The organism is Bacillus gobiensis (assembly GCF_001278705.1).
Taxonomy (GTDB): Bacteria; Bacillota; Bacilli; order Bacillales; family Bacillaceae; genus Bacillus; species Bacillus gobiensis.
On sequence record NZ_CP012600.1, the window covers coordinates 3,254,644 to 3,278,137 of the forward strand.

The 23,494-nt window shown below is 41.4% G+C and carries 22 protein-coding genes, 3 pseudogenes and 2 riboswitches; of the genes and pseudogenes, 15 read left to right on the forward strand and 10 right to left on the reverse strand.

The genetic code is table 11. The features are described 5' to 3' along the window. Positions 1-299: 299 nt before the first annotated feature. Together AM592_RS16335 and AM592_RS16340 are read left to right on the forward strand one after the other, a co-directional pair. The gene (locus tag AM592_RS16335; RefSeq protein WP_312883811.1) at positions 300-794 is read left to right on the forward strand and encodes a sigma-70 family RNA polymerase sigma factor; all 495 of its coding nucleotides are present in this window, start codon (positions 300-302) and stop codon (positions 792-794) included. After that, complete coding sequence (locus AM592_RS16340; RefSeq protein ID WP_053604791.1) at positions 794-1,528, forward strand: DUF4825 domain-containing protein; 735 nt, start codon at positions 794-796, stop codon at positions 1,526-1,528. The genes AM592_RS16335 and AM592_RS16340 overlap by 1 nt, the downstream gene beginning before the upstream one ends. A 108-nt stretch (positions 1,529-1,636) precedes the next feature. Here AM592_RS16340 and AM592_RS16345 read toward each other — a convergent pair whose 3' ends face one another. Next, the gene (locus tag AM592_RS16345; protein WP_053606144.1) at positions 1,637-2,257 is read right to left on the reverse strand and encodes an NUDIX hydrolase; all 621 of its coding nucleotides are present in this window, start codon (positions 2,255-2,257) and stop codon (positions 1,637-1,639) included. A 387-nt stretch (positions 2,258-2,644) separates the two neighbouring features. Here AM592_RS16345 and AM592_RS16350 point away from each other — a divergent pair, with 387 nt between their 5' ends. Both AM592_RS16350 and AM592_RS23465 read left to right on the forward strand, forming a co-directional pair. After that, positions 2,645-3,685: a 2,3-butanediol dehydrogenase gene (locus AM592_RS16350; protein ID WP_053604792.1), complete on the forward strand. Its 1,041-nt coding sequence runs from the start codon at positions 2,645-2,647 to the stop codon at positions 3,683-3,685. Positions 3,686-3,802: 117 nt separating this feature from the next. Further along, positions 3,803-4,244: pseudogene (locus AM592_RS23465) on the forward strand (class I SAM-dependent methyltransferase); the annotation flags it as partial. Between the two features lie 757 nt (positions 4,245-5,001). On the opposite strand, the gene AM592_RS16365 reads toward AM592_RS23465, so the two are convergent. The 6 genes from AM592_RS16365 to AM592_RS16390 form a co-directional block, all read right to left on the reverse strand. Beyond that, entirely contained in the window at positions 5,002-6,003 is a 1,002-nt protein-coding gene (locus AM592_RS16365) for an ABC transporter ATP-binding protein (RefSeq protein ID WP_053604795.1), read from the reverse strand. Next, a complete protein-coding gene (locus tag AM592_RS16370) occupies positions 6,000-7,016 on the reverse strand; it encodes an ABC transporter ATP-binding protein (RefSeq protein ID WP_053604796.1) in 1,017 nt (338 codons plus the stop codon). The genes AM592_RS16365 and AM592_RS16370 overlap by 4 nt, the downstream gene beginning before the upstream one ends. A gap of 13 nt (positions 7,017-7,029) precedes the next feature. Further along, positions 7,030-7,878, reverse strand: a complete 849-nt coding sequence (locus AM592_RS16375; RefSeq protein WP_053604797.1) for an ABC transporter permease — start codon at positions 7,876-7,878, stop codon at positions 7,030-7,032. A gap of 22 nt (positions 7,879-7,900) precedes the next feature. Continuing rightward, a complete protein-coding gene (locus tag AM592_RS16380) occupies positions 7,901-8,845 on the reverse strand; it encodes an ABC transporter permease (protein WP_082364112.1) in 945 nt (314 codons plus the stop codon). Between the two features lie 69 nt (positions 8,846-8,914). Beyond that, positions 8,915-10,501, reverse strand: a complete 1,587-nt coding sequence (locus AM592_RS16385; RefSeq protein ID WP_053604798.1) for an ABC transporter substrate-binding protein — start codon at positions 10,499-10,501, stop codon at positions 8,915-8,917. Positions 10,502-10,513: 12 nt separating this feature from the next. Next, positions 10,514-11,710 (reverse strand): M20 metallopeptidase family protein, encoded by a 1,197-nt coding sequence (locus AM592_RS16390; protein ID WP_053604799.1) that lies wholly within the window; start codon positions 11,708-11,710, stop codon positions 10,514-10,516. A 112-nt stretch (positions 11,711-11,822) separates the two neighbouring features. After that, positions 11,823-11,926: riboswitch (SAM riboswitch) on the reverse strand. 191 nt (positions 11,927-12,117) lie between these two features. After that, positions 12,118-12,221, forward strand: a riboswitch (SAM riboswitch). 75 nt (positions 12,222-12,296) lie between these two features. Here AM592_RS16390 and AM592_RS23470 point away from each other — a divergent pair. The 6 genes and pseudogenes from AM592_RS23470 to AM592_RS23820 form a co-directional block, all read left to right on the forward strand. After that, a pseudogene (locus tag AM592_RS23470) lies at positions 12,297-12,865 on the forward strand (PLP-dependent transferase); the annotation flags it as partial. 71 nt (positions 12,866-12,936) lie between these two features. After that, positions 12,937-13,111 (forward strand): annotated as a pseudogene (locus tag AM592_RS24400) (SAM-dependent methyltransferase); the annotation flags it as partial. Positions 13,112-13,276: 165 nt separating this feature from the next. Next, positions 13,277-14,173, forward strand: coding sequence for a cidABC operon transcriptional activator CidR (cidR, locus tag AM592_RS16400; protein ID WP_053604801.1), 897 nt, complete (start codon positions 13,277-13,279; stop codon positions 14,171-14,173). Positions 14,174-14,359: 186 nt separating this feature from the next. Continuing rightward, positions 14,360-14,884 (forward strand): acyl-CoA thioesterase, encoded by a 525-nt coding sequence (locus AM592_RS16405; RefSeq protein WP_053604802.1) that lies wholly within the window; start codon positions 14,360-14,362, stop codon positions 14,882-14,884. A gap of 39 nt (positions 14,885-14,923) precedes the next feature. Next, positions 14,924-15,295 (forward strand): hypothetical protein, encoded by a 372-nt coding sequence (locus tag AM592_RS16410; protein ID WP_053604803.1) that lies wholly within the window; start codon positions 14,924-14,926, stop codon positions 15,293-15,295. A gap of 201 nt (positions 15,296-15,496) precedes the next feature. Next, positions 15,497-15,634: a 3-methyladenine DNA glycosylase gene (locus tag AM592_RS23820; protein ID WP_098945253.1), complete on the forward strand. Its 138-nt coding sequence runs from the start codon at positions 15,497-15,499 to the stop codon at positions 15,632-15,634. 95 nt (positions 15,635-15,729) lie between these two features. Here AM592_RS23820 and AM592_RS16415 read toward each other — a convergent pair whose 3' ends face one another. From AM592_RS16415 to AM592_RS16425, 3 genes are read right to left on the reverse strand one after another with little or no spacing between them, the layout of a single operon-like run. Next, positions 15,730-16,743 (reverse strand): ABC transporter substrate-binding protein, encoded by a 1,014-nt coding sequence (locus tag AM592_RS16415; protein ID WP_053604804.1) that lies wholly within the window; start codon positions 16,741-16,743, stop codon positions 15,730-15,732. Between the two features lie 18 nt (positions 16,744-16,761). After that, positions 16,762-17,583 (reverse strand): ABC transporter permease, encoded by an 822-nt coding sequence (locus AM592_RS16420; RefSeq protein ID WP_225970251.1) that lies wholly within the window; start codon positions 17,581-17,583, stop codon positions 16,762-16,764. 23 nt (positions 17,584-17,606) lie between these two features. Continuing rightward, complete coding sequence (locus AM592_RS16425) at positions 17,607-18,422, reverse strand: ABC transporter ATP-binding protein (RefSeq protein ID WP_053604805.1); 816 nt, start codon at positions 18,420-18,422, stop codon at positions 17,607-17,609. 441 nt (positions 18,423-18,863) lie between these two features. Here AM592_RS16425 and AM592_RS16430 point away from each other — a divergent pair, with 441 nt between their 5' ends. From AM592_RS16430 to AM592_RS16450, 5 genes are all read left to right on the forward strand, one after another. Beyond that, positions 18,864-19,769, forward strand: coding sequence for a TauD/TfdA dioxygenase family protein (locus AM592_RS16430; RefSeq protein WP_053604806.1), 906 nt, complete (start codon positions 18,864-18,866; stop codon positions 19,767-19,769). A gap of 390 nt (positions 19,770-20,159) precedes the next feature. Beyond that, entirely contained in the window at positions 20,160-21,095 is a 936-nt protein-coding gene (gene cysK, locus AM592_RS16435; RefSeq protein WP_053604807.1) for a cysteine synthase A, read from the forward strand. Between the two features lie 435 nt (positions 21,096-21,530). Next, on the forward strand, positions 21,531-21,914 hold the full coding sequence (locus AM592_RS16440) for a MerR family transcriptional regulator (protein ID WP_053604808.1): 384 nt from the start codon (positions 21,531-21,533) through the stop codon (positions 21,912-21,914). Positions 21,915-22,000: 86 nt separating this feature from the next. Further along, positions 22,001-22,408 (forward strand): nuclear transport factor 2 family protein, encoded by a 408-nt coding sequence (locus tag AM592_RS16445; RefSeq protein ID WP_053604809.1) that lies wholly within the window; start codon positions 22,001-22,003, stop codon positions 22,406-22,408. A gap of 210 nt (positions 22,409-22,618) precedes the next feature. Further along, on the forward strand, positions 22,619-23,416 hold the full coding sequence (locus AM592_RS16450) for an SDR family NAD(P)-dependent oxidoreductase (RefSeq protein ID WP_053604810.1): 798 nt from the start codon (positions 22,619-22,621) through the stop codon (positions 23,414-23,416). Positions 23,417-23,494 lie beyond the last annotated feature (78 nt).

Below are 23,494 nucleotides of genomic sequence, written 5' to 3' on the forward strand. Positions count from 1 at the left end.
TTGCTGAACCTCTACCTTTAGAAATTTCTTCTTCTTTAAGCCTGGATATGCGTCGTACTCATCTCTAATAAGCAATCTTCAGGAGTTCGGTCTGATCTCCCCTCTTAAGAATGCGGAAAATTCTTAAAAAATCAAATCGTATTGCTCATTTTACAGCATTTTATCCAAAAAAATTGATGCTCAGGCACTGTTCAAAAATTAGAATGGTGTTATTTTTAATTAAATTGAGAAATCTTCCTGAGATAAATTGACCAAGCATTCGTCTAATATAGTAGAAGCGAAATACCGGGGGCTAGTCTATGGAAAGCAAGAAAATAATTTCTGATTGGTTTTATCAATACAGCAATGATATTTATCATTTTTTTATTTACCGGATGGGAACTTCAGATGTGGAGGATCTTGTTCAAGAAGTGTTTATTAAAGCTATAAAGGGGATTGACTCCTTCAAAGGAACCTCAAGCCCGAAGACATGGTTGTACAGTATTGCGAGAAATGTTGCGGTTGATGAACTCAGGAAAAAGAAAAGAAACAAATGGAAGGAGTTTCTTTCTCTTAATGATAAGCACGAATCAGCCACCAAAGAAACACCAGAAACCATTCTTCAATTGAATGAAGAAAACAAAAGGCTTTTTCAAGCGATTCAAACGCTGCATGGAACATACCGGGACATATTAATTATTCGGGGGATCACCGGAAGAAGCGGCGGAGATATTGAAATGGAGCAAAAAAAAGGTACATACAACTTATCACAGAGCAAAAATTGCATTACAAAAGGAGTTGGGGGAAATTGCTGATGAATTCTAATAAAGATACGCTAGAAAAACGTTTAAGTTCAATGCCTCAGCCCAGCTTAAGGGAAGAAGTCAAAATGAATATCCATCGAACCTTAATGGAACAAGAAAGCACAAAACATTTCGGGACTAAAGGTAAGCAAGTTTTTAATATATTTGCGGGAGCGGCCGTCGTACTCATCTTTTGCATTACTGTTTTCACTTCAGTCATTCATCAGCAGGACCACGGAGCCCAAACAGAGTCATTGTACCTTTCAACAAATACGACTGAAAAAAACATCCGTGACCTCCTACCTTATCGAGACAGCTATATTGGAGACAATGGCGCTGTCATCGGAATACTCAATAAGCTGCCTGTACCAAACGGCCAAAATCAACAACAAATATCATTACAGACGAAGAAAAGCCCATACGGCTTGACTGTGAATTACAACTTACAGGAAAACTCGCCGAAAGATTTGGCTTCGCCTGCTAACAAGGGGATCTTTCTTTACAACTCCACCTCTCTATTTATTTTGATTCAAAATGTCGAGCAGGTCACCTTTCATTTTGCGACTGAAGAGGGTCCGTACTCCTTTACGATCTCAAGAAACGAATTAGAGGACTTTTACAAAATGGATTTGCACGAATTGTCCACCGATGTACCAGCATGGACCCAAACAGTGATTGAAGAAACGTTAGCTGATAAGACAAAAGTTGAAGATTTTTATGCTTCGCATCCGCTCAAAAAGGAGTGATCCGCTCAAGCGGATATATTAAGAGCAAGAGAGGATATTTCCCTCTAATAGTCGGATATATTTAAAAAACGGGAGGATATATTCCTATAATGGGTGGATATATCCTCTTCAGCGATTCTCTTTAATGAGGCTTAGAACCTTTTCATAATATATACTATCATGCGGAACAAATTTATCCTTCCCTACAAGCTGATTAAGTGTCAGTTGTTTTCCATCTCTATTCATTTGAAATCCCTGTACTCTTATTTCATCCGCCTCTCCTGTGCAAAGCTTATAAAACTGAGTAAATTCGACTTTTACAATGCCGGATACTTCTTCTTTTTGCAGTTCAAATTCATGCATATCGATGCTGTTTTCGTACATGAAGACATTGGCCATTTCATTATCAAGAAAGTCTTCCTTTTGAAGGGAATATTTAATAACACCTAAAGGGACAAGCTCATGATATGATAGATCAATTCCTATCTCCTCTTTTACTTCCCTTATTCCGTCGCGCACTGTCTCGTCAGCTAATAGATGCCCTGCGGCCGTAATGTCAAAAAGGTTTGGGTAATCTTTTTTTGTCTCGCTGCGAAGCTGAAAATAAAGGTATTCAACATCATCTTCCCTGCTAACAAACCAGCAATGAAACGTTTCATGCCAAAACCCTTTTTTGTGCACTTCTTCACGTGTTGCAGTCCCTTTTTCATTTCGTTGATCATCAAATATTTTCAGGATCTCGCTTTCCATAATCATTCCTCCTTCTGTTTTATTGACGTTGCTCCGTGCAAAAATTCCCATACAGCAATGACACCCAATACCCACATGAAATGATTAAAGAATCCATTAAACTTCAGCTTTTTCATAATTTCTTTTTAATATATCAAATTGGAAAAATTGAGCATTAATATTTAAATTAAAACTTAATTAGATGTACAATTAACTTAAGCTATCATTTGCATTCCGATATGAATCCATGTTGGTTGGGGGATATTTAGTAAAATGAGCTTACATATTTTTAGCAAGTGTCACCTTTTAAATTATAACTCTTGTTTCTCCAAACTAATATATCTTAAAACTCATATTGTATGCATCGTCAATATAGCTTAAATTCAGTGATTTCAGGAGTGATTATTCATGAAAGCCGCAAGATGGCACAATCAAAAAGACATTCGCATTGAAAACATTGAGGAACCAAAAGTCGAACCTGGCAAGGTGAAAATCAAAATTAAATGGTGCGGTATTTGCGGAAGTGATTTGCATGAATTTTTAGGAGGTCCTATTTTTATACCTGTTGACAAGCCGCACCCCCTAACGAAAGAAACAGCACCTGTCACCATGGGCCACGAAATTTCCGGTGAGATTGTTAAAGTCGGGGAATCTGTGAAAAACTTTCAAGTCGGCGATCGCGTGGTCGTTGAACCTATTTTTGCTACCCACGGTCACCAAGGCGCATACAACCTTGATGAACAAATGGGCTTCCTTGGATTAGCCGGCGGCGGCGGAGGCTTCTCAGAATATGTTTCTGTTGATGAAGAATTGGTATTTAAGCTGCCTGGTGAGCTTTCTTATGAACAAGGGGCACTCGTTGAACCGTCAGCCGTTGCTCTTTATGCCGTTCGTTCAAGCAAATTGAAAGCAGGTGACAAAGCGGCTGTCTTTGGGTGCGGACCGATCGGACTGTTAGTCATTGAAGCGTTGAAAGCAGCTGGTGCTTCTGACATTTATGCGGTTGAACTTTCTTCAGAACGGCAGCAAAAAGCTGAAGAGCTCGGAGCAATCATTATTGATCCATCAAAAGTTAGGGATACAGTTGAAGAAATAACCAAACTGACAAACGGCGGGGTTGACGTGTCTTTTGAGGTAACTGGTGTCCCTGTTGTCCTGCGTCAAGCGATTCAATCAACCAATATTTCCGGTGAAACCGTGATCGTAAGCATATGGGAAAAAGGGGCTGAGATCCTTCCAAACGATATTGTGATCAAAGAACGCACTGTAAAAGGAATTATTGGTTACCGTAACGTCTTTCCTGAAGTCCTTTCATTGATGAAAAAAGGCTTTTTCTCAGCCGATAAACTCGTAACGAAAAAAATCGATTTAGACGACCTGATTGAAGAAGGATTTAATGCCCTTGTGAAAGAAAAAAACCAAGTGAAAATTTTGGTTCAACCTGAATAGGAGCGGCATAGAATGCTGGAACCATTTATATAACAATGTTATCACGAGATACGGGGACCTCCTGAAAAGCAGGACAGCTAAATCCCATGAACTGCAAAAAAGAACGGAGGTACTCGAATGATAAACGATTCTAATTTTATACATTTCATGAAACATGCTGATCATCAATTTTCCGGATGGGATTTTTCCTTTCTTTCTGAAACCGGCCGTATGAGTAGCAGCTTGCTTTCTTGGTCTTACGGAAGCATGGCGATTTCACTTATTCACCGTGCTCACTCGATGTTGGATATGGGGACTGGCGGCGGAGAGTTCCTATCCTTGCTGGGACCTTTTACCGGATCTGTCATTGCGACTGAAGCCTACAAGCCTAATGTCCCTGTTTGCTAAAAAGATGCTCGAACCTATGGGAATAAACGTGGTCAGCATTGACGGGGATACAGATCTTCCCTTCCAAGACTCTCAATTCGACTTAATTCTGAATCGGCATGAATCTTACTCTATAAAAGAAGTTCGAAGGATTCTTTCTGATAATGGCACCTTTCTTACCCAGCAGGTTGGATAGTTATGGTAATATTGCAAGACAATGGTTACAAGGTTATATCTGGACCTACGTCACAACAAAGCAATATGATTTAGCTGCCAGATTGATTTTTAATTCGTTAATTAAAGCCGGTTTTAAAGTTAGTGCATCAACTATTGCAATCGAGTTGGGTTACTATGGATGGCAATGTCGGAATGAGTGGTAAAGCATAACCTGTAATGGGGGAGGAAGAATGTCTTTTAAACTAATAAGTGAGATCATCTTATTATTAACACTATTGGGTTTATTCGCATCGCATGGACGTTCAAAGGTAAAAAAAATTATGAAGATGACGTATATAATTATTCCAGGTACATTATTTATTTGCTTGTAGCTGAAGTTGCTATATATGTCATATTTCAGCTAGTGTAAAGCTGGCCAAATCAGTCTGCTTTTATCTTTCAAGTTTTCATTCCTTTGGATAATGAATAAAAAGAACAAGCGACGAATTAGATTGGATCATGACGATTGAAAAAACACCGTCAGGAAGAGATTTTTAAAAGTCCTTTACTGTATAAAACGTTCTATTTGTTTTTTGTTTGGGCGGCAGCACTACAGACTGATCAGAAAGCAAAAAACGCTTTCTGTCATTCTGTACGTGTCGCTTCGGCACTAAATGGCCCGATAACCACGGACTGTACGGCTTGCGCCTACATTCCGTAGGTTCCTGTTCCATTTGCCTTCGGCCGTACCGAACGAGCCGAAAACCGTAAAAGCAAAAGACAAAGGAATTTTATCATAACGTAATCCTCGCTTTCTCTTCCGCACCAACAGGGAAGAAGCAAGCTACTTCCTGTCCAGGCACCCCGCGTTCCTCCAGGACGGGGATGTTCGTCTTACAGAATTCCGTCGCTTTCGGGCAACGGGGATGGAATACGCAGCCTGTTGGCGGATTGGCAGGGGAAGGCAGTTCGCCTTTCAATACGATGCGTTCCCGTGCCCGTTCCTTGTCGGGATCTGGCAAAGGCACAGCGGATAGCAATGCATTGGTATAAGGATGCTGCGCATGTGTCTGGAATGTTTCACGATTGGATTTTTCCATCACTTTGCCAAGGTACATGACGGCGACGCGGTCGGCAATATGATTGATGACGGATAGATCGTGCGCAATGAATACATAGGTCAGATCCAATTTCTTCTGAAGATCCTGAAATAAGTTGATCACTTGGGCTTGGACAGATACATCCAGTGCACTGACAGGCTCGTCACAGACAATCAGCTTTGGTTCCAGGGCAAGGGCGCGGGCGATTCCGATCCGTTGACGCTGACCGCCGGAGAATTCATGCGGCAGCCGGTTATAATGGTCATCGGGATTCAATCCGACAAGCTCCATCAGCTCTTTTACCCGGGATTCCAGATTTTTTGTCTTTTTGTATGCCTTCAAAGGAGCAGCAATGCTTTCACTCACTTTCATGCGCGGATTCAGACTTGTATACGGATCCTGGAAAACCATTTGCATATTGCGGCGCAGCTCGTAAAGTTCCTTGGAAGATGCATCTGTATACGGCTTTCCGTTGAAAAGGAGATCGCCGGAAGTAGGCTTATGCAATCCGACGATGCTTCTGGCAAGTGTACTTTTCCCACAGCCGGATTCCCCAACAATCCCTAAAGTTTCTCCTTTATGGACGGTCAAATCGATACCATTCAAAGCCTTCACATGATCAGTCGTTTTCTGCAATACACCATTCTTGATCGGGAAATGGACGTGTAAATCCTTGATTTCCAATAATGCGGTCAAGATAGCAGCACTCCTTTCTGCTCTGCCACAGCTTGTTTTTCTTCATCGAATTGTGCCTTGCTGAGCACACAAGCAGCCCAGTGGCCGGTGCCGCGTTCAGTAAGCGCAGGATCGGTTTGAAGACAAGCGTCTCGTGCAAATGGGCAGCGGGGATGGAAATTGCAGCCATTGGGCGGATGTATCAGATTAGGCGGATTCCCCTCGATATGCAGCAACCGTTCGGAACCAGCTGCATCCAGTCTTGGAATCGAGCGCAGCAGCGACCATGTATACGGCATGGCCGTGTCATAAAAAATATTTGCTGTACTGCCGGACTCGACGATTTTGCCTGCATACATGACGAGGATTCGATCTGACAGATTTGCCACCACTCCGAGGTCATGGGTAATCATGATGATGGCTGTACCATATTTCTTTTGTATCTTTTTCAATAGTTCAATGATCTGTGTCTGTATCGTTACATCCAAAGCTGTTGTCGGCTCGTCCGCGATGAGCAGCTTCGGCCTGGCAGCAAGCGCAATGGCAATCAGGACACGCTGACGCATCCCGCCGGAGAATTGATGCGGGTAATTCTGCAACTGGCGTTCCGGATCTGGAATGCCGACATCTTCCAGCAGCTCGATCGCTTTTTGGCGAGCTTCTTTTTTGGGAAGCTTTTGATGGGTCTGGATGGCTTCCATCAGCTGTCTGCCGATTTTGAAAACAGGATTAAGGCTGGACATCGGATCCTGGAAAATCATTGCGATTTCTTTCCCGCGCAGATTGCGCAGGCGCTTTTTATCCATTGTCAGGATGTTTTCTCCTTCGAAGAGGATTTCTCCTTTTGGATAGGTTGCTGGCGGTTCCGGGTTCAGCTTTGTCAGTGAATGAGCAAGGACGCTTTTTCCGCTGCCCGATTCCCCGACAATGCCGATGGTCTGCCCAGCTTCCAGTCGGAAGGATACACCATCAACCGCTTTGACGAGGCCGGCTGGTGTATCCAGGTGGACATGCAGATCCTTTACTTCTAGCATAATGTAACCTCCTCTAGGCAGCTGGTGCTGTTTGTTTTGGTTTGCGTTTCCGCTTTTTCTTGATGCTATGCGGATCGAAAGCATCCCGAAGTCCATCGCCAAGTATGTTCAGCGATAAGACGGTGATGACGATTGCGATACCAGGGAAAATCGAGAACCAGGGAGAGATCGTAATATAAATCTGTGATTCCTGCAGCATATTTCCCCAAGTTGGCGTGGATGGATTGACACCGACACCGAGAAAGCTGAGTGCAGCTTCTGCGAGTATTGCTTTGGCAAAAATGAATGTACTTTGCACAATGATAGGGGAGAGTACATTCGGCAATATATATTTGAATAAAATGACGATATTGCTAGTCCCTGTTGTCCGGGCTGCTTCAATGTATTGCGCATTATTGATTTGCAGTACGGCGGAGCGGACCACGCGCGACATGACTGGGAAGAAAGCAATCGTAAGGGCGATGACGATATTCGTGATGCTTCCGCCGAGTGCCGCTACAAGTGCCAATGCCAAAAGCAGGGCAGGAAAAGCGAGAAAGCCGTCCACAATCCGCATCAGGATAAAATCGGTTTTACGGAAATAGCCGGATACAAGACCGATCAATGTACCGATGACTGTCGCAATGATGGCTACAATGACGCCGACAGCTAAAGACACACGGGCAGCGACGATGACACGGGCGAAAATGTCACGACCGAAATCATCGGTGCCGAACCAATGAGCGCCAGACGGTGCCAGCAGTCGCTGGTTGGCATCCATCGCCGTAGGGGAGACTGGCAGCCACCAATTGGCAGTAATGGTTGCCAGGGCAATCAATAGGAATATAGTCAATGCAATAATGTTCCTTTTCTTGGACATCATCGTTTATGTACCTCCTTTGGCTTTAGTCATAGCGGATCCTTGGATCAAGGAATGCATACAAGAGATCGACGACGAGGTTGACGAAGACGTAGATGGCAGCGATGAACAGTACCACGCCTTGAATCACCGGATAATCCCGTCGGTGAATCGAGTCGATCAGCAGCTGTCCGATTCCTGGGATGGTGAACAGCGTTTCGATGATGACCGTCCCGCCAAGCAGCCCTGCGACAGTGGCGCCAAGGACAGTCGTTGTCGGAATGAGCGCATTGGCGAACACATGCTTCATCAATACATCACGTTCACGGACACCTTTTGCTCGTGCCGTTTTTGTATAATCCTGATTCACGGAATCAAGCATGCTGTCCCTGAGCATCCTTGCGATGATACCAATCTCTACAAGCGCCAGTACAAAAGCAGGCAGAAGCAAGTGATAAAGCCAGGGTCCAAAACCCTCGGCAAGCGGCATATAACCGGCAACCGGGAATATCGGGAATGTCACCCCAAATGCCAGCACGAGCAAGATGGCAAGCCAGAATTCCGGTACCGACACACCGAGCAGGGATGCGTTTGTGAATAATGGATCCAGAATCGTTTTACGTAAAGAAACAATCAGGATCGCAATCGGAATGGAGATGATCAAAATAAAGAGCAGGGACAAGATCATCAAACTGAAAGTCGGACCAAAATTGGCAAAAATCAGTTCCGTGACCGGCTGGGCTGAATAGACACTTGTTCCTAGGTCACCAGTGATGACTTGTTTGAGCCAGTCGAAAAATTGAATATATAGGGGCTCATTCAGGCCAAGCTGTTCTTCCAGCTGTGCAACGGCTTCAGGGGATGCATCTTCACCAAGGATGATGAAGGCTGGATTGCCAGGTGTCAGGTGAACGAGCAGGAATACGATGATACTGACCACGAGCATGACGGGTATGACAGACAGGAGCCTGCGGATTGTATAGTGAAGCACAAGAATCACTCCTTTATTTAGAAATGGAAGAAAACCGCCAGCGGTAACGCAGGCGATTTCCTCGGGGCATTACTTGGATTTCCATGTATTCCAGAAGCGCGGACCATACCAATCTTCATAATCCTGCAGCTTGGAAGTGCGTGCATCCAAAGTGGAAAGGTTGCTTACTTTTTCAAACGGAAGCTCATCGTAGATTGTCTTATTCAGCTCAGCCAGTATTTCTTTTTGGGCAGCTTCATCTTCTGCTTCACCCCACTGTGTGACAAGCTCCTGCCAGCGTTCGCTGTTATACCAGCCGCTGCTGTTGGAATCCTGACTGACCATTCCGGCTTGGTTTGGCGAGAAGAACGGAGACCAGCCAACTACGACCATATCCCAGTTAGCAGCAACGCTCCATTTTTCCAGGTAGGTTGCCCATTCATAGGACTCAAGCTCGACATTGAAGCCTGCTGCTTCCAGCTGCTGTTCTGCAATTTCGGCGATTTTCTTATACTCTGCATGGTCATTCGAGAAGATGATTTTCACCGGCTGCCCATCATAAGAGCTGACCTCCAGCAGCTTTTTCGCCTCATCTGGATCATAAGCTTCGAAATTATCGATGTTTTGATCCGAGTAAAGAGCTGTTTGATCGGGCGTGAACAGGGCTCCATCCAGATTATAGAATTCACTATTACCATAAGTAGCCTTGGCGATGGCCTCTTTATCAAGCGCTGCGTGAAGTGCTTCACGGACTTTTATATCGTCAAATGGCGCTTCGGATTTATCCGGGGTGATGACGGAATATCCATTGCTTGAGATAGCTGGTTCGACATTAGGTGTGGTATCGACTACATCATACAAATCAAGTGGGATGGACTGTACATAATCATATAGATCTGTCTTCAATCCATTGAGCATTACTTGTGGGTCTTTCACGATCTTGAAATGAATCGTATCCAGATAAGCTGTCTTTTTACCAGTCAGACCGCCCCAGTCTTCCTCTTCGCGAGATTGATAATCTTCGAATCTGGAAAGGACGATTTCGTTGCCGCGCTTCCAGGAATCGAATTTGAATGGACCTGTACCGATCAGCTGTTCATTTTTCAGCGGCTGTTCACCCGCAGCTTCCGCGATATCGGCAGGAATGATGACAGCAGATGCTTTCGGAGCAGCCAGATCGGTTAGCAAAGCGGTATATGGGTCTTTCAGCGTAATGACCAATGTCAAGTCATCTTTTGCTTCGACAGAATTCACATGTGTTGCTGTGATCTTACCGACGGAAGAGACCTTAAGCCAGCGCTCGATCGATGCTTTGGCATCCTCGGCAGTTACGTCCTGGCCGTTGTGGAATTTCAGTCCATCACGAAGGGTGATGGTGTATGTTTTCTTGTCATCGCTGACGGTATAGTCGTCAGCTAGTAAAGGACGAGCCTGGTAATCCTTATCCAGGGCGAACAAACCTTCATAGATATGCCAGCCGATTTTTCTCGCAACACTTTCGCCGGAATACATCCAATCCAGTGTGTCGGGATCCGCCGTCATGGCAACATTCAAGTCGCCGCCTTCAACAGGTTCTCCGCCGCTTGTACCGGAGCTGCTGCTGGAATTGCCGGAGCAGCCGAATAAGGCGATGGTGGCCGCTAAGCCGAATAGTATGAGTGCAAATTTCTTCTTCAAGACATTTCCTCCTTAGCTTCCCAATAACGAGAATACGATTTTCGTGAATGCTTTCTCCGTGATGAGCAATGCCCGCTCATCGATGTCGAATTTCGGATGATGATGCGGATAGTGTGTGGCTGTATCCTCATTGCGGGAGCCGACTTTAAAAAAGCTGCCGGGTTTTTCCTGCAAGTAATAAGCGAAATCCTCTGCTCCCATCCCAGTTTCAAGTTCTATTACCTGTTCTTCACCGAATTGTTCAGAGAATAGCTGCTGCAAAAGAGCAGTTTCCTCTGGATGGTTATAAAGCGCAGGATAGCCGTGCAGGTAATCGATGGAATAAGTCGCACCGAAACCGCTCGTGATTCCGGAAACGATGGCTTCTATTTGCTGTCTGACCTGCTTGCGGATGTCGGCATTGAACGTCCGCACTGTGCCTTCCAATTTGGCGGTATCCGGTATGACATTGAATGCGTTACCGGACTGGAATACACCCAGTGTCACCACCGCAGATTCCAGTGGGCTGACTCTTCGGCTGACAATCTTCTGCAAAGCACTTACGATATCACTGCCGATGACGATTGGATCGACAGCCTCTTGTGGTGCTGCGCCATGACCACCTTTTCCTTGGATGGTGATCGCAAATTTATCCACTGCGGCCATTTTGAATCCTTCACCGACACCGATCTTCCCGACAGGGGCAGCAGAGTTAAGATGAGCGCCATAGACATAATCGACACCGTCAAGTGCGCCATCTTCAATCATTGCCTTGGCACCGCCGGGCGGTACTTCCTCAGCAGACTGGAACAGGAAGACAACTATGCCTTTCAGGCTGTCTTTATGCTTGATCAATGCTTTGGCAGTCCCCAGCAAAGCAGCAGTATGGCCGTCATGTCCGCAAGCGTGCATCACGCCAGGTATTTTGGATCGATAGGCTGTTTCTTTCTCATCCACTATCGGCAGGGCATCGAAATCAGCTCTGAGGGCAATCGTAGGTCCTGCCTCTTTCCCTGACAGCGATGCGACGATGCCATACCCGCCGATATCTGTCTGGATATCTTCGTAGCCGAAGCTGCGCAGCTTATCGGCGATGAAACGGGCGGTTTTCGTCTCCTGAAAACTTAATTCAGGATGCTGATGCAGATATCGCCGCCATTTGACGACTTCTGCGAAATCATTTTCCAATTCTGTATGTACCTCCGCAAGTGTCTGCTTCATGGTCTCCATCATGTAGCCTCCTGTATGTAATAATCTTGATATTTACTATGGAATTAGTCGGATTTTGCCTTTAAAAAAGACCCCTTCCGAATAGAAGAGGGCCTTTTTTAAGCTTCTGCTCTTCTTATCTTCGGTGACAAACACCTGGAATTAGCACAGTACTGCGGCTTGCAGCCTGTTGCTTTGGCTTCGCAGGGCCATTCCCTTTACCAATCTGGATAAGAAATATTAGTTGTAAGGATAGACCGAAAAGTTCTGGGTGTCAATCCTATTTTTTAACTTAGAGTGCCATCAGAAACTGCTGTAGCTAAAAAATTCAACAGAAATAATTGTACTTGATAGAAAACTTTAAAAAATGACTTGACCGGATTTTCCTGTATGTAACATATCTTTAATATAAAAAATAAATAATAATTTTCTTATCAAGAGAGACGGAGGGACTTGGCCCTATGATGTCTCAGCAACCAGTCTGTCAAGACACGGTGCTAATTCCAAAAGGTATCCGCCTTAAAGATAAGAAGCTGATTTGGTTATGACTGAACCTTCTTCCTTTTTGGGGAGAAGGGTCTTTTTTTATAGAAGGGTGAGAAACAATATAGGAAGTAGCTTGGAGACGACATTTGTACAGATAGGTAATCGAAGTGATGGAGTGACAGGGGCTGTCAATCCGCCGGTTTATCTTTCCACCGCCTATGTACATAGCGGAATAGGGGAATAACCGGTTATGATTATTCCAGGACGAAGAACCCGACTTGATCTGTTCTGGAGGATGGGTTCGCAAAGCTTGAAAAGGGCGATCAGGCATTTACCTGCAGCTCGGGCATGGCAGCAATCCAACTTGTATTATCACTTTTCCGATCTGGCGACTCACTGCTTGTGCCGGAGGATATATACGGAGGAACTTATCGACTGTTCGATTTCTTTTTAGAATCATTCGGAGTGACGCCGATTTACGCTCTATTTCGGACTGTGGAAGAAACAGCAGCGATGATAACGGATGGACAAAAGCGATCTTCCTGGAGACACCGACAAACCCGCTGATGCAGGAAATCGACATTGCAGCGTATGCGCAGTTGGCGAGAGCACACAAGCTATTGTTGATTGTCCGACAATACATTCCTGACACCATATTTCCAGCAGCCAATTACACAAGGGGCAGATCTGGCTGAGATGTCGCATGCCGCCATGCCGGAGGATGAGCGGAGAAAACGCGGTATCACAGATGGTCTTTTGCTGAAGAATTTCCTGTTCAAAGATTTTATGATATTGGAGCGATAGTCTATTATTTAAAAGCTATCCCATGGCAAATACCTGATTTTACGATAGAAAAATACAAGGATCCAAATGATTCAAACGGAAGGATACTTTGTAAAACAGCACCGTTTCATCATTCAATCAATCGCGATTTAAGGAAACAGGGTCTCAAAGTATGAGACCCTGTTTTCGTATAGGGGCTGGCGAACATTCTTTAAATTTTATTTGCAATAATATGCTACACTACAAATAGTCTTATTTTTTCATAATAACGATTGGTACTTTATTGTATAAATTTCCGTTTGCAAGCAGGTGAAAGTATTGGATATCAAACAGCTACAGTATTTTATCGAAGTTGCCCGTTTAAATAGCTTTACCCGCGCAGCTGACCATTTGTTTGTCACGCAGCCGGCCATTAGCAAAATGATTAAAAATTTAGAGGAAGAGCTCGGAGTTGTCCTTTTCAATCGTTCGCGGAAAAAATTAACTTTGACTGATGCCGGACGTGTTCTATATGAGCAGGCAAAAATCATTGATAAAGCCTTTCATCAATTGGAGACAGAGCTGGAAAATATTTCTCATTTAAAAAAAGGCCATATTCGAATTGGCTTGCCTCCGCTCATTAATTCTTTGTTTTTCTCAACAATTATGGGGCAATTCCATAAAGAATATCCCGGTATCACCTTCGAGTTAGTTGAAGACGGTTCAAAAAAAATTGAAGAGAATATTATAGACGACAAGCTTGATTTCGGTGTGATTGTTCTTCCGACAAATCAGGAATTATTTGATTGCCATCCTTTCATGAAGGAAGAGTTAATGCTGATCGTCGATTCGGAACATCGATTGGCGGATAAAACGAAAATTCCGATGGCTGAACTTGAGCATGAAAACTTTGTCTTTTTTAATAAAGACTTTGCGCTACGAGATCGAATTGTTGCTGCATGCACTAAGTCAGGATTTAAACCAAGCATCATCTCGGAAAGCTCACAATGGGAATTTATTGAAGAAATGGTCGCTAGCAAATTAGGAGTCACCTTACTCCCTAAAAGCACTTGCGAATATCTTGATGAACGTGTGAAGGCAGTAAAAGTTACGGATCCGTCAATCAGCTGGGATTTAGCAATCATTTGGAAAAAAGATTATTATATTTCCTATGTCGCAAAGGAATTCCTTCAGTTCACAAAAGATCGAATTTCTTTAAAATACGATAACCATTGAGCACTCCTTCCTAATACGAAGGTGCTTTTTTTATAACCAAATAAGGGATTTTGATAGCGTTTACATAATTATTAGTTATGTTCAAGATAAATTTTAACCATTTTACACTAAAAAGTGAAAGGAGTACACTTTTTATGTAGATAAATATGATTTCTCCTGAGAACACAAAGAAGAAGGTGTCATACAATGGCAATAGCAACGGCAAGAAAAACGTCTGAAACACGTATCGTAAACACTGATCAAGTGTTAATTAGCGATTTAAATAACTATTATACTCTTTTCGGCGGAGTTCTGATGAAAAAATTAGATGGATGTGCAACACTTTCTGCCCGTAGACACGCTAGAGTGAAAGAATGTGTGACAGCATCAACAGACTCCATAGATTTCTTGCACCCTATTCGTCAATCAGATTCAGTTTGTATCGAATCTTTTGTTTCCTATACCGGAAGAAGCTCCATGGAAATCTTTTGCAAGGTTATCGCTGAAGATATGATGAGCGGGGAACGACGTATAGCTGCAACGGCATTTTTAACATTCGTCGCACTGGACGAAAACAAAAAGCCGATTGAAGTTCCAAGCATTATCCCGGAGACAGAAGAAGAACAATATCTTTATGAAACGGGAAAAGAGCGAGCAGAAATCCGCAAACTAAGAAGAGAAAAAAGCCGGGAACTGGCGCAATTTATTACAGTTAAAAAGCCATGGGATTGATCCGGTGGCTTTTCCAGTTGTAAAAGGGAGGTATTGTTTATGACTATCGCTTCTATGAGTGACTTGCAAACGACTAAACTGGCCGTTGAAGAGTTCAAGACAGCTCACCCTGATCTTTTTGACAGGTTTGTTCACTTAATACATCTTACGCGCCAGCTCCAGTTTAAGTTTCATTATATGGGCTGCTTGCTATTAAATGTAAACCCTGATAAATACTCACCAAAATGTATCGATGAATTTGTGATTGACCTTTATAAAAAAGAATTAAGCGGTTTAAAAAATGCTCGTGGTTTCTCGGTATTAAAACAATTATTAACTGAAAACTATCAAGAGATTGGGTACGCTAACATTTGTAAATTAGCTCTCGGTGAAGCGCCTAAATCCTTAATTGGAGCTTCGGTTGTTAAGTAATATTCATCAGGCAGGTTCCTATCATATAGGAGCCTGTTTTTTTCTGTTTTAATTACCTCGGGTTCATAATACCCTTTTTTATAAGGAACCTCCCCTTATTAATACCCTGCTTTTTTCCTAATAGATTTCAAAAAGAGAAAACCGTTTATTACTCATTATTCCGGGTAAAGCATTACTAAATACGAAAAGAGGTGTGCATCCATGAGTGAAAAAAATCCAGACAAACAAAATGACTCAATTGAGCAGAAAAAGAAAGAGCAGCAGAACGATGACATTGAGCCGCAGCGCGATCCGTCCGAACAGGAAAGTGAGAGCACCGAGGATAATCAAGATAAATGATTGTGGAACTTATAAAAACCGGAAAGACACATTAGAATAATCGATCAAACTAAAAGCCCTTATACAAAAGGGCTCTAGTTTACATAACAATTAATTTATTTTTCAAGCTGCTTTGTTTTATCTGGATATTCTTCCTTTAAAGGATCAATTGCGGTTTTATCCTCAATATCAAACTTTTCCTTTATTAACGCGTTTTTTTGAGTCCATTCCAAAATATCTTGTAAATGATTTATATCATCTTGAGTAAACGCAATATCAAACACCCAATCTTTTTTTAATTCTTCTTGAACTTTATCTGCAGGTAATTTCAATTCTTTAAAAGCTAAATCAGCTGCATGATCCGGGTGTTCCTTTATATATGGATTTGCTTCATTTAAAGCTTTCAAAATGTTCTTAACCGCTACTTTATTTTGTGCAAAATCTTCACTAGCAACTACATAGCCCCTCATTGCAAAATCAATATCGTTAAGGTCATTCAAAACTTTTGTTTCTTCAACCTCTTTAGCCCTGGCAAGAAAAGAACCCTCAAACCAGGCACCATCTATCTCTCCTCTTTCAAAAGCTGCATACATTTCTGCTGTTGAGGTCAATGGTAAAAACGTTACATCACTTTTTTTCAAATTAAATTTCTCTAAATATCTTGCCCAAATGTATTCATTTGCAGTGCCGTTTTGTACCCCTAAACGTTTGCCTTTCAAATCCTCTGGTTTATTAATACGATCTTTAACAATGAATTGTGAACGACTGGGATTAGGTAAAGAAAAACGTGAAATAATTTTCAAATCTCCCTTTCCTAATCGGGTTAATGCTGCGTAGTCCATTGCAATCCCAATATCAGCTTGTTTCGAAATAACAGTGTTTAACGTATCTATCCCAAACGAATAAGTAGAAAATTCCGCATTAACCCCATGTTTTTCAAAGAATCCTTGATCCCCCGCTACACGAAATGGAATTGAAAATACACCGGAATCCAGAGCTATAGAAACTTTCTGTCCTTTACTATCATTTCCTTTATCCCCTGATGTTGATTGACCGCATCCACCGAGAATAAATGAGAGAATGATTATGAAAGAAAAAAGAATTTTAGGAAGATATTTTTTTGATTTCATTATCAATATCCTTTCTTTTTAGGAGGCTTGTTGACCAAATTCTCTCTTATTAATGCTTGCTTTACGCACACCGTATTTTTTCAACAATAAACTGCCTGCGTTTGTCAGAACTTTATCCATAAAAAATCCCATTAAGCCGAGTGTGATTATGCCAGCAAATATCCAATCGGTTTTCAAATATAATCTGGAAGTCCAAATTAAATACCCAATTCCCTCTTTTGCTGCTAACATTTCTGCCCCGACAATCGCCATAAAAGAGTTCCCCATTGCTAAACGAATTCCATTAAATATATAAGGGACGGTCGCGGGAAGAATTACATGTAGTAATATCTGTACCTCCGTTGCCCCCATTGATCTTGCCGCTCGAAATTTATTTTCATCAATGGCAAGGACACCGGCCATTGTATTTAGTGTGACTACAAAAAGAGTCGTATAAGTAATAAGGGCGATTTTGGATTGCTCCCCTATTCCTAACCAAAGAATAAATAAGGTTACAAATACGAGAGCAGGTATAAATCGAAAAAAATTCAAATACGATTCTAGCAATAAACGAATATATCGGAATTTCCCCATTAATAAACCGATCGGAATCCCAATTAAACTTCCAAGTGTCCATCCAGTTAATATACGTCCATAGCTTATAAGAGCGTAATTTTGCAAGGTTCCATCACTTACTAACTCAATACCGCCGAGAAAGGTTTCCCACGGTCCAGGAAAAAATTCAGGTTCTGAGAACAATGAGATGATCTGCCAAATAATGATTCCGGCAACCCACCCCAAAAAACCGAGCCTTATATTTTCAGAAGTGATAAAATTTCTGATTTTAACTAATATTAGCAATATCCCATCCACTCCTTTCTCTATTAAATAATTTCGCTAACTTCATCTACATTAAAACGATTATTCGTATTTGAATTGATTTCAAAGTGAGACTGAATCATTTTATAATGTTCGTTAAAATTTTGAGATGTTATATCACGAGGGTAAGGAAGTTTCACATCATAGATACTCTCAATAAAAGAACCAGGCCCTTTTGACATAATGCCTATTCTTTGTCCCAATAGAATGGCTTCTTGAATATCATGAGTGACAAAAATGATTGTTTTCTTTGTATGTAGCCATATGCGAATGAATTCCTGCTGTATCGTACGTCTTGTCTGCGCGTCCAGGGCTCCAAAAGGCTCATCCATCAATAAAATTTCCGAGTTATTCGCTAACACCCTTGCAATTTGGACACGTTGCTTCATACCTCCAGAAAGCTCTTCTGGTAATTTTTTCTCATGCTCGCTCAATCCAACTAACTGTAAGTATTTATCCGATATAGAGCTTCTTTCTTTTTTACTAACCTTTTGCATTTTCATTCCAAATTCAATATTTTCTCTTACATTTAACCAAGGGAACAAGGCTGCATCAGGCTGCTGAAACACCATTGATCTTTCTTTTCCTGGTCCGCTTATTTCTTTATTCTGTATAAAAAGATCCCCTCCTGATTTACTAATAAATCCCGCAATAATATTTAACAACGTAGATTTACCACAACCACTTGGTCCGAGTAATATAAAAAATTCACCGCTACGGATATCGAGATTAATATCTTGTAACACATTTACTTTCGACTTTCCGTCATAGGCTTTAAAAAGTTCTTTTATTTCAATCGAATTTTCTAGCTCCTTGCTCATGTACAAGCTCCCCTTTCTAAAATTTTCAGACTAAAGGACAGACCAAGATTTTAATTCTTATTATTCTTATTGGTTTTATTTGAATAACACTATAACTTGTGTAAAAATCTTTGTCAAAGCATTTTTCAATAAATCGGGCACTCTTTTAAATATATTTATATTTTTTCTTGACTTCCTTCTAAACAGGTTCTAATATCTTTATAAAATCGATGCGTTTACTATGTTTTAAAAGCCGAATTGCTAACCAGTCATCTAAATGCCGCTGTATTAGCTGATACGGCAAGCTTTTAATTCAGAAACGAACCCATCGAGTAAAAAGGAGGCAGGTATATACGAGCTCTTGAATCTCTGAAGAATGAATGAATAACCTAGTGTCTTAAATGATCAAAAGTGTTTTTTATTAAATCACCCACAGAAGTGGAAATTACAGGAGGTAATAATATGAGTTTAGTTGAGAAAAGCAATTTAACTGATAAAAATTTGGAAATACACCCTGTAGCCGGACGAATCGGAGCTGAAATACAAGGAGTTCGTCTTTCTGATGACCTTGATACTCCAACGATTGATGCTATAAAGCAGGCACTGCTGAAATATAAAGTGATATTCTTCCGAGGACAAAACCATCTTGACGACAAGAGCCAAGAAGCGTTTGCACAGTTATTGGGAGATTTAGTTTCGCATCCAACAGTACCGACTAGGGAAGAAACAGACTATATCCACGAGCTGGATTCTTCTCATGGAGGAGGAAGAGCCAACTCCTGGCACACAGATGTATCATTTGTTGATGCATATCCAAAAGCGTCAATCCTTCGTGCAGTTGTTGTTCCACCTTTTGGAGGAGATACCGTTTGGGCAAATACTGCAGCGGCCTATCAAGATCTTTCTCCTGAGTTACGTGATCTAGCTGACCGTCTTTGGGCCTTGCATAGCAATGAATATGATTACTTAGGATCCCACACACAAGCATCTTCAAAAGCAATAAAACATTTTACAGAAGTCTTTACCTCTACTGTTATCGAGACTGAACATCCTGTTGTACAAGTACATCCAGAAACAGGAGAACGCACATTAATACTCGGGCATTTCGCAAAAAAGATTTTAGGTTTGTCGTCCTCTGATTCTTTTCATCTATTTTCAGTTTTGCAGAATCATATCATTTCTTTAGAAAACACTGTACGTTGGCACTGGGAAGCTGGCGACGTAGCGATTTGGGACAATCGTGCAACACAACATTACGCAATAAATGACTATGGCGATCAACATCGCGTAGTGCGAAGGGTTACTGTAGAAGGCGAAGTTCCAATTAGTGTGGACGGCCGCCGAAGTGTCACTCGCAGAGGAAAATAAAGATTGATTTATTAATGTAGGGTTCTACCACATTCGTTTCTCAAAGAATTATTAACTTAAATTCGTGGGACGAACCCTACATCAAAATGAAATAAGAGAAGCGGGTAGCACTTCGTATTTTTAGATTTCTGGCGTAATTCCCACAGACTTCGCGATGTTCCTTTTTGTAAATATAATAAAGTATTACCAAATAGGAAAAGTTGCCTAAAGGAAATCTTCCTTATCAAAACGAAATAGTAATCAACCTCTTTAATACATAGGAAAATGTATTCATGCTCGTTTTTAAACACTATCATTTTTTAGCAATTCATATTTGTATTTCCCATCAATAAGTAGTAATATTTAATTATCCGATAAAGATAATCAGAATTACATATGGAGGAGAGTAAAATGGCCAATATTGCAAACAATCTTACACAATTGATTGGTAATACCCCGTTGTTGGAGCTTGCTAATTTTAACAAAGAAAACAACGCAGGAACAAAAATCATTGCCAAACTTGAATACTTCAATCCTGCAGGAAGTGTAAAAGACAGAATTGGATTTGCAATGCTTAAAGATGCAGAAGAAAAAGGGTTAATTAATAAAGATTCAGTTATTATCGAACCTACCAGCGGTAATACTGGCGTAGCCTTGGCTTTTGCAGCAGCAGCTCTTGGATATAAACTAAAAATTATCCTTCCGGAGAACTTTAGTATTGAGCGCAGAAAGCTGATGAAGGCCTTAGGTGCAGAACTTGTTCTTACTCCAGCTCCGGAAGGTATGCCAGGCGCCATCAAAAAAGCGGAAGAATTGGCTGCCGAGACTCCAAATTCGTATATACCTCAACAGTTTAAAAACCCGGCCAACCCGGAAATCCACAGAAAAACGACTGCGGAAGAAATTTGGCGCGACACTGACGGTGAAGTGGATATTTTTGTCGGCGGTGTTGGAACCGGCGGTACGATTAGCGGAGTAGGAGAAGTTTTAAAAGAGAAAAAAAGCTCAGTAAAAGTTGTTGCAGTTGAACCGACTAGTTCCCCTATATTATCCGGAGGCCAAAAGGGTCCTCACAAAATTCAAGGCATCGGCCCTGGTTTTGTGCCGGATAACTATAACGGATCTGTCGTTGACGAAATTCTTACAGTGGAAAATGAAGAAGCAATTGAGACAGCTCAATTATTGGCAAGAAGTGAAGGCTTAGTTGTCGGAATTTCTTCTGGTGCGGCGGCATTTGCGGCCGTTGAGATTGCCAAAAGACCAGAGAATGCCGGCAAAACGATTGTCGTATTGCTTCCTGATACTGGAGAAAGATACATCTCAACTGACTTGTTCTCTGCAGAATAATCTAAAATTATATTCGAAAGATTTTAACGAAACTCTAAAGAAAAGAGCAGGCGAAATGCCTGCTCTTCTTAAATAGATAAAAATAAATAAGTAATTGTTGCGATAGGAAAAGGTTGTTTAATATTAAACTCTTTCTTCTCACCAACCCTGTTTTTATGTATTTTCGTTTGCTGCCATAAAGACAACTTAAGTACTTTTGTTTACTTAAAATCCTACTTTTCCCCTTTTCACTTAAACTCCATGATCCGTAATAAAACAGGCGAACACAATTGTCCTGACACCGTTTACCTTTACGATCCCGGCAGGACAATTATTCAGCGTTCAAGTCTTTCCAGGTAACCCAATCATTATTCTGTTACAATACGAATGAAAATTAACTCTTATACCAGGAACATTTAATATTACTAGAAAGGAAATTTTTAGGAGCTGATTACATTGAACAATACAGAACTTTTTTCTACGATTCAAGAAGCCTCTAGCCGATCAGGATTAACCACTCATACACTACGTTATTATGAAAAAATCGGGCTTCTTCATGATATCCAACGTGACAAAAGCGGTAAGCGATTTTACTCAGAGGAAGACATGAGTTGGATCATTTTTCTGCTTCGCTTGCGGGAGACGGGAATGTCTATTCAGCAGATGCTTCGTTATTCTGATCTTCGACGTGAGGGGGAATCAACAGTAACAGAACGACGGAAAATGCTTGAGGAGCATCAAGTCCTAGTTAGAGGGAAAATTGCAGCTTTACAGGAAAACTCCGACGTACTGGATAAAAAAATCGAATTGTACAAAGAGCTCGAATTAGGATTATCCTAAAAACAAAAACATGTTGACTTCGAGCGCGCTCTAACAACTAAAGTAGATTTATGAGTTGATATCTACTTAGGAGAGGTGGAGTTTAAATGACAGAAGCAGCCACAACAGTAAAAAGTTTTTTTGAAGCATTATGGAGTAAAGATACGGAAAAAGCTCTTCAATTAGTGGATGAAAATGCAACCTTTATTGCTATGAGAAAGGAATCGTCTGATCAGCTTCCTTTGTACGGAACTTTTAAAGGGAAAGAGGGAGTTGAAAAGTTTATTGCAATTTTGGCAACTTCTTTCGACACTCAACATTTTCAAATTAATCATATTATGGGAGAGGGAGAATGGGCTGCTGCTTGGGGTACCTTTCAACATATTGTCAGAAAAACTGGAAGTTTATTCGAAAGTGAGTGGTCAGTTATTTGCCGAATTAACAATGGTCGTATTCTTAGTTATCAGATTTATGAGAATACAGCTGCGTTAGAAAGAGCTTTTGGTGTCCGATAACATAAAGTAGAACTATAATCTAAGAACTGTCTTCAGGTATCCCGCAAAAATACGCAAATAGAACAGGCAAATAATTTTGAGTTTCGCCCAAGCATACCCACGAATGAAATGTTGAGAAAATTCTCACATTAAAACAAACACGTTTGAAATTATTTTGCTACCCAAATTTATATTAGGGGTCAGTATGCCAAGTTAAAGGGGAAGATTAAAATGGATACACAGGAGAAATATACAGTTATTACCGGAGCAAGCTCTGGTATAGGTTACGCGACAGCTAAGGCTTTCGCAAAACGCAAGAAAAATATCATACTTGTTGCTCGCCGTGAAAACAACCTGAACGAACTGAAAAGAGAAATCTTGCAGGAAATTCCTGAGCTGGATATTGTGATAAAAGCAGTCGATCTATCCGTTAGTCAAAACGCCCATCAACTCTATCGAGAGTTAATTCCGTATCAAATCGAAACATGGATTAATAATGCAGGTTTCGGCAGCTATAACAGTGTGTCCAGTCAAGACTTGGAAAAGATTGAAACATTGCTGCGCCTAAACGTGGAAGCCCTGACTATCTTTTCATCCTTGTATGTGCGCGATTATAAAGACGTGGATGGTACACAACTAATCAATATATCTTCAGTCGGCGGATACACAATCGTGCCAACGGCCGTTACCTACTGTGCTTCCAAGTTTTTTGTCAGTGTATTCACCGAGGGATTGGCCCATGAACTGAAAGCCGCCAATGCAAAATTACAAGCTAAAGTTTTGGCACCTGCCGCAACCAAAACCGAATTTGGAAAAGTGGCAAACAATACAAGCGAGTATGACTATGACAAAACTTTTAGTACATACCATACAAGCGATGAAATGGCCAATTTTCTCTTGCAGCTTTATGATAGCAACATGACTGTTGGCAGAGTTGATAGAGAAGCCTTTGAATTCAAACTTAGTGAACCACTTTTTGCTTATGCAGGCAATTCTAAGAATAACCAAAAAGTTCAACTGGAAGATTAACACAGAATAATTTTATAGTGGAAGAAGTAAAAGGGCGATACATATTATATATGACTAATATGTATCACCCTTTAATTT

Coding starts and splice junctions, on each gene's coding strand:
- AM592_RS16370 (WP_053604796.1), bottom strand. CDS start 7,016: ATGCTAGAAGTAAAGGATCTGCATGTCCACCTGGATACACCAGCCGGC.
- AM592_RS16345 (WP_053606144.1), bottom strand. CDS start 2,257: ATGGAAAGCGAGATCCTGAAAATATTTGATGATCAACGAAATGAAAAA.
- AM592_RS16430 (WP_053604806.1), top strand. CDS start 18,864: ATGAGTTTAGTTGAGAAAAGCAATTTAACTGATAAAAATTTGGAAATA.
- AM592_RS16425 (WP_053604805.1), bottom strand. CDS start 18,422: ATGAGCAAGGAGCTAGAAAATTCGATTGAAATAAAAGAACTTTTTAAA.
- AM592_RS16390 (WP_053604799.1), bottom strand. CDS start 11,710: ATGGAGACCATGAAGCAGACACTTGCGGAGGTACATACAGAATTGGAA.
- cysK (WP_053604807.1), top strand. CDS start 20,160: ATGGCCAATATTGCAAACAATCTTACACAATTGATTGGTAATACCCCG.
- AM592_RS23820 (WP_098945253.1), top strand. CDS start 15,497: ATGAGTGAAAAAAATCCAGACAAACAAAATGACTCAATTGAGCAGAAA.
- AM592_RS16410 (WP_053604803.1), top strand. CDS start 14,924: ATGACTATCGCTTCTATGAGTGACTTGCAAACGACTAAACTGGCCGTT.
- AM592_RS16335 (WP_312883811.1), top strand. CDS start 300: ATGGAAAGCAAGAAAATAATTTCTGATTGGTTTTATCAATACAGCAAT.
- AM592_RS16415 (WP_053604804.1), bottom strand. CDS start 16,743: ATGAAATCAAAAAAATATCTTCCTAAAATTCTTTTTTCTTTCATAATC.
- AM592_RS16445 (WP_053604809.1), top strand. CDS start 22,001: ATGACAGAAGCAGCCACAACAGTAAAAAGTTTTTTTGAAGCATTATGG.
- AM592_RS16450 (WP_053604810.1), top strand. CDS start 22,619: ATGGATACACAGGAGAAATATACAGTTATTACCGGAGCAAGCTCTGGT.
- AM592_RS16350 (WP_053604792.1), top strand. CDS start 2,645: ATGAAAGCCGCAAGATGGCACAATCAAAAAGACATTCGCATTGAAAAC.
- AM592_RS16375 (WP_053604797.1), bottom strand. CDS start 7,878: ATGATGTCCAAGAAAAGGAACATTATTGCATTGACTATATTCCTATTG.
- AM592_RS16340 (WP_053604791.1), top strand. CDS start 794: ATGAATTCTAATAAAGATACGCTAGAAAAACGTTTAAGTTCAATGCCT.
- AM592_RS16405 (WP_053604802.1), top strand. CDS start 14,360: ATGGCAATAGCAACGGCAAGAAAAACGTCTGAAACACGTATCGTAAAC.